Source organism: Mesorhizobium sp. WSM4828, assembly GCF_055811175.1.
The window spans coordinates 38,196-47,148 of record NZ_JBVVQK010000001.1; the positions used below are offsets into that span (position 1 = coordinate 38,196).

Genomic DNA, 8,953 nt, shown 5'->3' on the forward strand with positions numbered 1-8,953 from the left:
CCATAGTAGTCACTGGGCAGCTGTTCGTGGGAGGACAAAATGGCTGAATTCAAAAAACGCGCACTCGTCACCGGGGCAGCCATGGGCATCGGACGTGCTGTCGCCGAAAGACTGGCCGAGCAAGGCATCGACCTGATCCTGTTCGACCGGGCGGGCGATCAGCTGGACGAGGTCGCGGCACAGCTTTCGGCGCGCGGCGTGACCGTGCGCACCGTGCTTGGCTCAACCGCCGACACTGAAGCGTGCGGCCGCGCCGTCGAGCTTGCCCGGTCCGCGTTCGGCGGGCTCGACATGCTCTCCCACAATGCCGGCATCCAGCGTTACGGAACGGTGGAGACCACGGACGAGGCGCTTTGGGACGAGGTGATGAACGTCAACCTGAAGGCTGCCTACCTGCTCTCCCGCGCGGCGATGCCGCTGCTCCGCCAAAGCCGCGGTGCCATAGTCCATATGAGCTCGGTGCAGGGTCTGGCCAGCCAGGAAGGGGTTCTGGCCTACAGTACGGCCAAGCACGGCCTGATCGGCCTGGTAAAGTCGATGGCCGTCGACTATGCGCCGCTCGGCGTGCGCGTCAATGCCGTCGCTCCGGGCGCGGTCGACACACCGATGCTGCGGGATGCGGTCAAGCTCAACGATAAGCCCGACGAGATCCTGCGTATCCTCGACAATATGCATCCGCTCGGCCGTACCGCCCAGCCGAAAGAGATTGCCGCAGTCGTCGCCTTCCTGCTGTCCGACGATGCCTCTTTCGTCACCGGCGAGGTCGTGCGCGTCGATGGCGGCCTGCTGGCGCGCATCGGCGGTTCTCCGCGCAAGGAATAACGCCGGCGCTGCTGCTTGCGCAGGCATTTCATGAACGGCTTGAAGCTGCAGAGCCTTTAAGGGGATTGCCGATGGCAGGGCTTTTGGGAATGCGGACCATCACCGAGGGGCGGCTGGGCGAAACCGGCCCCGGCGCTTCAGTCGCGGCCAGAACGTTCGAGGTTTTGCTCGACCAGATTCTGACCTTCCGCCTGAAGCCGCACGAGCTGATTTCCGAAAAGGCGATGTCGGAAGCCCTTGGCGTGAGCCGCACACCGGTCAGGGAGGCGCTCGCCCGGCTGGCCGGTCTTGGCCTGATCGACATCTATCCCCAGCGCGGCAGCATGGTGGCGCCGCTGCGTATTGCCGATCTCGAGAAATCGCAGTTCCTGCGCGAAGCGCTCGAAGTCGGCCTGATCAAACGCGCCGTCGAGAGCCCGCGCCTTGCCGACCTGCTTGCCGCGCTCAAAGGCGAACTAGCGGTCCAGGAGACGTTCGCCTCCATCGCGGACGACAGGCGCTTCTTCAAGTCGGACGAGCTGTTCCACCAGCACATCTCCAGCCATGCCGGGTTTCCGGGAATCTGGGCCGACATCAGCGCGGCGAAGCTGCACATGGACCGCTTCCGTTTCCTGTCTTTTCCGCGCCTCGACAGCATGTCGGTGGTCCTCGGCCAGCATCGGCGGATTGTCGATGCGCTCGAGCAGGCCGACGCGCTTGCGGCGGAAGAAGCAATGCGAACGCATCTTCGCCGCATTTTCGAGGTGCTCGAAATCGTCCAGGAGCGCTATCCCCATTACTTCGAGGCAGACGGTAGTGTGAGCCCGCCGTCAGCTGGCTCAATCCAAGCCTGAGCCTTTCTTGCGCGCTTCCGAGGGCGTCTTGGTCTTGCTGCCGGATTTGTCGGAAGCTGGCTCGGCTTTGCGATTTTGACCCTCGCCGCCTTGCTCCTTGCGGAGCTGCTTTTCCACTACCGATCGCGATCCTTCCGCCGGGTCTTGTTCCGGATGAGTATCGGTTCCCGTCATGTCGGCTCCTATCCATTTTGATCAATTGCGTGTGGCGTGGGCTGACCTGCGCCGCCGGTTCTGTCGCGCCCGATCATCAGCCAGGCGGCGAACAGCACGACCAGTACGACAACGATCCAGGCGACGAGACGAGGCATCGGGCCTCACTTCCCCCGCCGCTTGCTGCCGCGTGCCTCCGGATCGGCGCCGGCCTCGACCGTTGGATCGGGCACGACCGGTCCGCGTTCGGCCTCGGAACCCTCAGCTTCGATCTCCTGCACGGCCTGATCCCAATGCTCGCGCTCGCGCCCTTGCGGACGGCCTTCGCGCTCCCAGATCTCATGGGCTCGCTGCCTGATACGCTCTTCCCTGTCCATGGCCTTTGCCTCCTCATCCCCTAATCCGGCGATCGCTGGTTTGTTCCGCGGTGCCAGCGCCGTTCATCGCGGTTCAGTTGACGTGATCACCCAGCGCTCTAGATCAAACTTCACGGCGAAGTCGCTCGGTGCGGGGAGAACAATCGTGTGGCAGCAACGCTACAAGCACGTATTGTAAATGCCGTTACAGCCGTCGGTGTTCGACCAGGCCACCCATGCTTGCTGCTGATAATGTTTGTACTGATGGCCTGCTCGCCTTCCGGCCAGGTCGAGCAGCAGTCGAAAACCGCGGCTTCCGCCACACAGACCGCATCGCTGGTCCTGGAGAGCTGGATCGCTGGGAAAGCCCCGTCGGAATACACGTCGCGCACTTTGCAATCGGTCGGCAAGGCGCTCGCCGATGCCGGTGCGCAAATCCAGTCCGCCAAGTCGCCTGAGCCCAGCGGGCAAGCCGGTCTGACGATGGCGGTTGGACGGCTTTCGGCAGCGGCAATGCGCGCCGCGACGGCCGTGCAGAACGGCAACCGCTCGGAAGTGGAACACGCGCAGCAGGATCTTCGGGCCGCCGCCGCCGATCTGAGCACGTCCAACGCAAAATATTTCGCGCCGAAATCATGAAGAAGCTGCTCGAAATATCGCTCGGCGTCGTCACCAGCGTTGGCGGCTTTCTCGAGGTCGGATCAATGGCGACCGCAGCTCAGGCCGGCGCGGCGTTCAGGTTCCAGCTGATATGGGCCGTCGTCCTGGGCACGATCTGCATCATCTTCCTGGTCGAAATGGCCGGACGCTTCGCCGCCGTTAGCCATCACACCATCGCCGACGGGATCCGGGAACGGTTTGGCTTCAACGCCTTTCTGTGGCCGTTGCTTGCGACCTTGCTGGTCAACTTCCTGGTCATGGCAGCCGAAATCGGCGGTGTTGCCATTGCGCTCGAGCTCGCCACCGGCATCGGCTTTCAATGGTGGGCGCTGCCGGTCGCGTTTCTGGCATGGCTGTTCCTGTGGAAAGGCACGTTCGGATTCATCGAAAAAGGCGTCGCGATCCTCGGGCTGGTCACGCTGTGCTTCGTGGTTGGCGCAGTCATGCTGAAGCCCGATTGGGGGCAGGTCGCAGCCGGGGCCGTGCCAACACTGCCGGATCACGACGCGGCCAACTACTGGTTCATGGCGGTCAGCATTCTTGGTGCGTCGATCTCGCCCTATCTGTTCATGTTCTATTCGTCGGGAGCGATCGAGGACGAGTGGGATAAGAGCTATCTTGGAGCCAATCGGGCCATTGCCGGCCTGGGCATGAGTTTTGGCGGCACGATCGCTATCGGTGTATTGATTGTGGCGGCGCTCGTTCTGGCAGCACACGGCATAGAGCAGGTCGACGACTACCACCAACTGCCGCTGATGCTGCTTCCGATCTTCGGTTTCTGGGGATTTGTCCTGTTCGTTGCTTCACTAGGCATTGCCTGCTTCGGTGCCACGCTCGAAATCGGCCTGCAGCAGGCCTATCTTGTGGCGCAGGGTTTTGGCTGGACCTGGGGCGAGAACCTGAAACCGCGCGACGACCCGGGTTTCAGCACCGTTTATACGATCTCGTTGTTTCTCGCCGCCATTCCGATCGCGCTGGGCCTCGATCCGCTGAAGCTCACCATCTTTTCCATGGCGCTGACGGCCGCCAGCCTGCCGTTGACAGTGGTGCCGTTCCTCTTCCTGCTCAATGACGAGCGTTATGTCGGCGAGCACCGCAATGGCACGATCGCGAATGCCGCGGTCATCTTCATCATCGCGCTCGGTTTCGTGCTCGCGATCGTGACCATTCCTTTGCAGATATTCGGAGGCACGTGATGGAGTTGCTGCGCGACATCCTGGACAAGCAAGTGGTCGACCGCGAGCAGGTCAAGATCGGCAAGGTTGACGGGCTGGTGGCCGAGCTCAGGCCAGGCAAGCCGCCTAAGATCGTTGCGGTCGAGCTCGGCTCGATCACGCTGGCGCGTCGGCTTGGCGAGCGGCCTGGCCGCTGGATGGCGCGGCTTGCGGCAAGGCTCGGCGGCAAGCGCCATGCCGAGCCGCACCGCATCGCCTGGAACAAGGTGCGCGACATCGGCGTCGACATCGAGTTCGATATCGACGTCCGCGAAACGGCGATTTTCGACTGGCAGGACTGGCTGCGCGATCGTGTCATTGGGCGTATTCCGGGAGCTGGATGATGGCCACTATCAATCTCGAGCAATTGGCTGGCAGGAATGTACTTTCGCAGCGCGGCAAAAGCATCGGCCGTATCGAGGAGATACGCGCCGAACCGGATGGCGACGACCTGGTGATTACCGAGTACCATGTCGGCATCCACGCGGCCTTCGAGCGTCTGTCCGCTTCGGCCATCGGCATTGCGGTCCTCGATGTCTTTCGACTGCGCAGTCGCGACAGTATGTACCGCATCCCCTGGGACAAGCTCGACATCTCCGATCCGGCGCAGCCGCGGTTGTTATGCACGAAGGAAGAACTTTCCGCTATGAAGGGGAGCATCGAGGGCGATAAACCGGAATGAACGATACTTTCCCGCCATCGGAAAATGGGGTCCAGTGAAAGTCCTGGTTACCGGTGCCACCGGCCTGATCGGTGCCTCCGTCGTGGCACGCCTTCTTTCCGAAGGGCATGAGGTAATCGGAGTGGTCCGCAGCCCCGGCGCAAACCGGACCGGCAATTATCAATTGCTGGTGCTGGACATGGCGGTGGCGCTGCAGCCCGAAGACTGGCTACCGCATCTCAGGCGTATCGACGCCGTCGTGAATTGTGCCGGCGTCCTGCAGGACAGCCCCCGCGAAAAGACGCGCGAAGTCCATCGCGATGCGGCGGCAGCACTCTTTCTGGCCTGTGCGCGGGCCGGGGTTGCCCGGGTGATCCACTTCTCGGCGATAGGCGTCGATCGGGCGCAGCCTTCGACATTCTCGGCGACGAAACTGGCCGGCGACCAGGCGCTTATGGCGCTTGATCTGGATTGGGTGGTCCTGCGCCCGTCCGTGGTGCTCGGCCGGCCGGTGTTTGGGGCCAGCGCATTGTTTCGGGGTCTCGCCTCGCTGCCGGTGCTGCCCTCCATGCCCGGCACCGGCCGGCTCCAGGTGGTACTTCTCGACGACGTGGTCTCAACAGTCGTCCTCCTTCTCGATCCCGCCAGTCCGTCTCGCGTCGTGCTGGAACTTGTCGGTCCCGAACAGCTGAGCATGGACGAGGTCGTCGGTAGCTATCGCCGATGGCTCGGTTGGGCTCCGGCAGCCAAGTTTGTCTTGCCGGCGGCTGTTGCAAAGCTTCTCTACCGCCTCGGCGACCTTGCCGCGATGTTCGGCTGGCGCCCACCGATGCGCACCAACGCGGCCAGGGAGATCGCCCGAGGAGCGGTTGGAGATCCCTCGGACTGGACCGCCGCGACCGGCATACGCCCGCAAACCCTGGCGGGCTTCCTCGCGCTCAATCCGGCAACGGTGCAGGAAAAATGGTTTTCCCGGCTGTACTTCATCAAGCCGGCGATCTTCGTCGTCCTGCCCGTCTTCTGGATCATGACGGGGATTGTGTCGCTGACCACCGGCTACGTCAGCGGCGTCGATCTGATGAAAAGCACGGGGGCCGGCATCTTGTCGGCGCCGACCGTGATCGCCGGTGCTCTTGCCGACATCGTCGTCGGCACGCTCGTTGCCTGGCGGCCGGCGACGCGAAAAGGCCTCTATGGCGGCATCGCGCTCTCGCTCTTCTACCTGGTCGTCGGAAGCTTCCTGAGTCCTGATCTGTGGAACGACCCGCTTGGGCCGTTCCTCAAGGTGTTGCCGATCCTGGTGCTGCACTTTGTGGCCCTGGCAGTGCTGGAGGAGCGTTGATGCTCTATTTCCTGCTGAAATTTCTGCATGTCATCGGCGCATCCGTGCTGCTTGGCACCGGCGCCGGTATCGCTTTCTTCATGCTGCTCGCCCACAGGACCGGCAATGCCGCGACGGTTGCGGCGGTGGCGCATATCGTCGTCGTCGCCGACTTCCTTTTCACGGCGACGGCCGTGGTCGCGCAACCTTTGACCGGAGCCGCGCTCGCCTGGCAGGCCGGCTACTCGCTGTCGGAGGGCTGGATCGTACTTTCGATCGCGCTTTATATCTTCACCGGAATGTTCTGGCTCCCGGTCGTCTGGATGCAAATGGAGATGCGCAAGCTGGCAGCGCAGGCCGCCGGTGCCGGAGCGCCGTTGCCACCACGCTATCATCGGCTCTTCTGGCTATGGTTCGCCTTCGGCTTTCCCGCCTTCGCCGCCGTGCTCGGAATTTTCTGGCTGATGATCGCGCGGCCGGCGATCGAGTGGTGAAGACAGCCGCGGACAATTGCCGCGGCTTGTGCTTCGGTCCAGCGTTGCTTCGAGCCCCGAATCCGGGACTGAAGCTAACTCTTGGCGGTCTCTCCCGCCTCACGCAGCCTGGCGTATTGCAAGGTGACGCCGCGCAGATTCTGCTTCAGCCAGTCGGCCATTTTCTCTTCTTCGCGGAGATTCTGCTGAAGAGAGTTGGTTGCCTGACTAAACCCTCCGGCCTCGGCGAGTACGAGCAACGAGTTGTAAGCGGCGATCTCGTAATTTTCGAATGCAAAGTTGGCGAAGCTGTTCTTGAGGATTTCGTCGCCGGCTACGGAATGTCCCATCGCAGCCATGCTGCCGACCATCGACATAGCCGTATCCTTCAATGTGGAATGGTCCTCACCGAGGCCATCCAGAATGGATTCCAGGCGGGCGATCTGCCCTTCGGTCTCCGTGATATGCTGCTGCAGGCGGTCGGCGACCTGCGGATAGTTCTCGATCCGCTTGACCTGAGGTTTCATGATCGACAGTGCCTGGTTCTCCATGGCGTGAGCGTTGCGCAGCCCGACAATGAAGATCGAGCGGGTTTCGGAATTGACATCGGTATCCATAGGACTTCCTCGCGATTTGACGTGTAGAACCAAACCGTGGCTATGCCGATTTGTTCCTGGCGAGGCGTTGCAGTTAACCCTGCTCTTCAAGAAATGCTGCAATCGTGTCATTTCAGCGAATAGAGGTAGGCCGCGATATCCCGCGCCTCCTGCTCGGAAATTCTGGTCGAGGGCATTGCCGTGTGCGGATTGACCTCCCTTGCGGCGCGTATCCAACGGACCAGGTTCTCCGGCTTATTGCGCAAGACGCCGCCGATATAGACCCGGGTAGCCAAGTCGGCATCCAGGCGCGGCCCGACCAACCCTTGCGCGCCGGGAACGCCGCTGATCGTGTGGCATCCAGCACAGCCATTGGCCATCATGATGGGTATGGCGCGGGCGCCAACACCGCCGGTTGCATTGTCGGCCTTCTGCTCCACTCGACGGCTTTGCTCGAAGTACAACGCGATCCCGGCCAGAACTGCAACGAGCACGACAATTGCCGCGGCGCCGAGGATGGACCCGGACGGAGTGAAGCGCGGTGTGGCGCGCACGCCAATGCTGCTGGTGGCATTGTCAGTCTCATAAGCGACCTGGCCGAGGCGCTCCGGCCAAAACGTCAGCGCCGCCCAAGCTGCGGCCAGCACGGCAATTACCGCCCCAGCACCAATGACCAGCTTAGACAGCGCGGAGCGCATGCGACACCTCCCATCTTCTCTGTCCACTTGCGCGAATCCACAGACCGGCCAGCAGCAACGCGGCTCCGCCATAAATCAGACCGGCAGGAACCCACATCACCAAGCCGGCGAGCTGCTGGTCCTCCAGCGCGCTAAGGTTCCACAATTCCGCGCCGGCGTCGTTTGCCGGATACCACAGCCTGGGCGAGACCAGCAGCAGTACCCCGAGCAGGCCGGTGTGCAGCGAGGTGAAGAAAAGGTGCATGACTGCGCTGCCATAGGCTTGTTCGCGGCCTGAGCGCGGCAGCAGCACCCACCAGAACAGCAGCCCCGTACCGAAGAAGCTCGCATGTTGCGCATAATGCAGGACACCCTCGGCAAGCGCCGCCTCGAACAGCGCCGGAACGTGCCATGCCCATATCGCGACGCCGTGCAGGAAGGTCGCGACTACAGGGCGGCTGACGGCGGCCCAAACGGTTCGAAGCACCTTCGCGTGCCCGGCTGCGCCAAATGCCAGCCGTAGCCTGATCGGCAATGCCCACATCATCGCCGCCGCCGGGCGGGAGGCGACCAGCAGGGGCGCCGCCACCGCCATCAATAGCTCGTGCTCGATCATGTGGGCGGTGAAGACGCGCTCGCCCAATGCATGGAGCGGACTGACCAGTGCGGCCGCCAAGATGGCCCAGCCGGCCGCGAACAGCATAGCCTGCCCTAGCCGCAACGGCCGGCTGCGGGCGCTCCGCCGCCACAGCCGAAAGGCGCCTGCCGCGTAAAGCAGTACGGCAACGGTTAGCGGCAGCGTGATCGGCAACGCCAGCGTCCAGCCGGCCTGCGGGGCGCCGGCACCGTAGCAGGTCGATGTCGAGAAGAGCGCGTCGGAGCTCATCGCAGGCAGCCGTCAAGAATGAGCGAGGCGGCGCCTTGCATGATGATTACCAGTGCAAACAGCACCGCGCTGAGAATGCCGATATTGGCGACGAAATCCTCCGTGGCGCGCGTACGATCCGGTTTAAAGGCGGCACCGCCTTGCTGGCGCGCCCGCCACGACAGCACGCCGCCAAGCAAGGCCAGCACTGTCAGCACCAGCGCAATGACCGGTATGAGGGGAATGCCGTGCGCGCACTGCCACTCCACGAACGCGTAATTCAGCTGCGTCGACACCGCCCAGGCCAAGGGCCCGGACAACA

The 8,953-nt window shown here is 63.0% G+C and carries 14 protein-coding genes; 8 read left to right on the forward strand and 6 right to left on the reverse strand.

Translation table 11 applies throughout. The features are described 5' to 3' along the window. Window positions 1-39: 39 nt before the first annotated feature. Together AC0L2X_RS00220 and AC0L2X_RS00225 are read left to right on the forward strand one after the other, a co-directional pair. A complete protein-coding gene (locus tag AC0L2X_RS00220) occupies window positions 40-822 on the forward strand; it encodes an SDR family NAD(P)-dependent oxidoreductase (protein ID WP_473552816.1) in 783 nt (260 codons plus the stop codon). A gap of 71 nt (window positions 823-893) precedes the next feature. Beyond that, complete coding sequence (locus AC0L2X_RS00225; protein WP_473552819.1) at window positions 894-1,655, forward strand: GntR family transcriptional regulator; 762 nt, start codon at window positions 894-896, stop codon at window positions 1,653-1,655. 182 nt (window positions 1,656-1,837) lie between these two features. On the opposite strand, the gene AC0L2X_RS00230 is transcribed toward AC0L2X_RS00225, so the two are convergent. Together AC0L2X_RS00230 and AC0L2X_RS00235 are read right to left on the reverse strand one after the other, a co-directional pair. Next, a complete protein-coding gene (locus tag AC0L2X_RS00230; RefSeq protein ID WP_352669826.1) occupies window positions 1,838-1,966 on the reverse strand; it encodes a hypothetical protein in 129 nt (42 codons plus the stop codon). 6 nt (window positions 1,967-1,972) lie between these two features. After that, entirely contained in the window at window positions 1,973-2,185 is a 213-nt protein-coding gene (locus AC0L2X_RS00235) for a DUF2934 domain-containing protein (RefSeq protein WP_473552822.1), read from the reverse strand. 219 nt (window positions 2,186-2,404) lie between these two features. Here AC0L2X_RS00235 and AC0L2X_RS00240 point away from each other — a divergent pair, with 219 nt between their 5' ends. From AC0L2X_RS00240 to AC0L2X_RS00265, 6 genes are read left to right on the forward strand one after another with little or no spacing between them, the layout of a single operon-like run. Then, a complete protein-coding gene (locus AC0L2X_RS00240) occupies window positions 2,405-2,803 on the forward strand; it encodes a hypothetical protein (protein ID WP_473552824.1) in 399 nt (132 codons plus the stop codon). Further along, a complete protein-coding gene (locus AC0L2X_RS00245) occupies window positions 2,800-4,020 on the forward strand; it encodes an NRAMP family divalent metal transporter (RefSeq protein ID WP_473552826.1) in 1,221 nt (406 codons plus the stop codon). Before AC0L2X_RS00240 ends, AC0L2X_RS00245 begins: the two co-directional genes overlap by 4 nt. Next, window positions 4,020-4,382 (forward strand): hypothetical protein, encoded by a 363-nt coding sequence (locus tag AC0L2X_RS00250; RefSeq protein ID WP_352488444.1) that lies wholly within the window; start codon window positions 4,020-4,022, stop codon window positions 4,380-4,382. Before AC0L2X_RS00245 ends, AC0L2X_RS00250 begins: the two co-directional genes overlap by 1 nt. Further along, window positions 4,382-4,720, forward strand: coding sequence for a hypothetical protein (locus AC0L2X_RS00255; RefSeq protein WP_473552829.1), 339 nt, complete (start codon window positions 4,382-4,384; stop codon window positions 4,718-4,720). The genes AC0L2X_RS00250 and AC0L2X_RS00255 overlap by 1 nt, the downstream gene beginning before the upstream one ends. A 34-nt stretch (window positions 4,721-4,754) precedes the next feature. Then, window positions 4,755-6,041, forward strand: coding sequence for an SDR family oxidoreductase (locus tag AC0L2X_RS00260; RefSeq protein WP_473552831.1), 1,287 nt, complete (start codon window positions 4,755-4,757; stop codon window positions 6,039-6,041). Beyond that, a complete protein-coding gene (locus AC0L2X_RS00265) occupies window positions 6,041-6,514 on the forward strand; it encodes a DUF2269 family protein (RefSeq protein WP_473552833.1) in 474 nt (157 codons plus the stop codon). The genes AC0L2X_RS00260 and AC0L2X_RS00265 overlap by 1 nt, the downstream gene beginning before the upstream one ends. A gap of 74 nt (window positions 6,515-6,588) precedes the next feature. On the opposite strand, the gene AC0L2X_RS00270 is transcribed toward AC0L2X_RS00265, so the two are convergent. The 4 genes from AC0L2X_RS00270 to AC0L2X_RS00285 all read right to left on the reverse strand — a co-directional run bounded on the left by AC0L2X_RS00270 (window position 6,589) and on the right by AC0L2X_RS00285 (window position 8,951). Beyond that, a complete protein-coding gene (locus AC0L2X_RS00270; protein WP_473553657.1) occupies window positions 6,589-7,110 on the reverse strand; it encodes a ferritin-like domain-containing protein in 522 nt (173 codons plus the stop codon). Window positions 7,111-7,217: 107 nt separating this feature from the next. Continuing rightward, a complete protein-coding gene (locus AC0L2X_RS00275) occupies window positions 7,218-7,787 on the reverse strand; it encodes a c-type cytochrome (protein ID WP_352660279.1) in 570 nt (189 codons plus the stop codon). Further along, complete coding sequence (locus AC0L2X_RS00280) at window positions 7,768-8,652, reverse strand: cytochrome c oxidase assembly protein (RefSeq protein WP_473552836.1); 885 nt, start codon at window positions 8,650-8,652, stop codon at window positions 7,768-7,770. The genes AC0L2X_RS00275 and AC0L2X_RS00280 overlap by 20 nt, the downstream gene beginning before the upstream one ends. Beyond that, window positions 8,649-8,951: a hypothetical protein gene (locus tag AC0L2X_RS00285; protein WP_473599221.1), complete on the reverse strand. Its 303-nt coding sequence runs from the start codon at window positions 8,949-8,951 to the stop codon at window positions 8,649-8,651. The genes AC0L2X_RS00280 and AC0L2X_RS00285 overlap by 4 nt, the downstream gene beginning before the upstream one ends. Window positions 8,952-8,953 lie beyond the last annotated feature (2 nt).